The sequence below is a fragment of the Arthrobacter sp. JCM 19049 genome (assembly GCF_001310435.1).
The window spans coordinates 1-851 of record NZ_BAXF01000744.1 but is presented as its reverse complement, the minus strand read 5'-3'; the positions used below and the strand labels follow the sequence as shown (position 1 = coordinate 851).

Genomic DNA, 851 nt, shown 5'->3' with positions numbered 1-851 from the left:
GCAGTTGCCGCGCGCCGCTGCAGCGCACCCCAACGCATTTCTCCGGGGTGGCGCGCCCATTCGGCACGCCCTCCCGGTCCACCTGCGAGGCGCGCCAGTCCTACCCTGCGCACCCTGGTGAGCACGCGCGGCGGCAAGAAAGCGAACAAATCATGATGTCAAAGAAGATCTCGACCAAGTCCCTTGCCGCCCTCGGCCTGGGGGCGGCCCTGCTGCTCACCGGCTGCGCCCCAGCCGACGGCACCGCACAGGAGCCAACGGCCCAGAACAGCCACAACGAACAGCACGCCAGCCGGCAGGCCGACGCGTTGACCGTTACCGACCCGTGGGCGAAGGCCGCCGAAAAGGGAATGAGCGCCGCGTTCGGCACCCTGCGCAACGACTCCGACCAGCCGGTGGAGCTGGAGGCAGTGGTGGACCAGGAACACGGCAACACCCTGCAGATCCATGAAATGGCCGGCCAAGGCACCGATGCCGTCATGCAGCAGATCGAGGGGGCGCTGCAGATTCCTGCCGGACAGAGCGTGGAACTGGCCCCGGGCGGCAACCACATCATGTTCATGGACCTGAAGCAGCCGTTGGTGCCCGCCGAGGTGGCCACCCTGCGCCTGGAATTCGCCGACGGCTCCAGCAAGGACGTGCAGTTCCCCATCCGCAACTACGACGGCGCGAACGAAAGCTACCACTCGCAGCACTCCCAGGACACCGAGGCACCCACGAGGAGCACGGGGGAGGGCACTAAATGAGCGGGGTTCCGGCATCGACCCGCCGTGCTGAACCTTCGCGGCGTACGTTGCTGACCGGCTCCGCCGTGGCGGCGCTGGGCGGGCTGGTCAGTGGGTTCGGGGTTG

At 67.9% G+C, this 851-nt stretch carries 1 protein-coding gene; it reads left to right on the top strand.

What is annotated here, in order from left to right; genetic code table 11:
* Positions 1–746, top strand: a 746-nt coding sequence (locus tag JCM19049_RS15925; protein ID WP_279403408.1) for a copper chaperone PCu(A)C, incomplete at its 5' end; no start/stop codon positions are given.
* Positions 747–851: the final 105 nt, after the last annotated feature.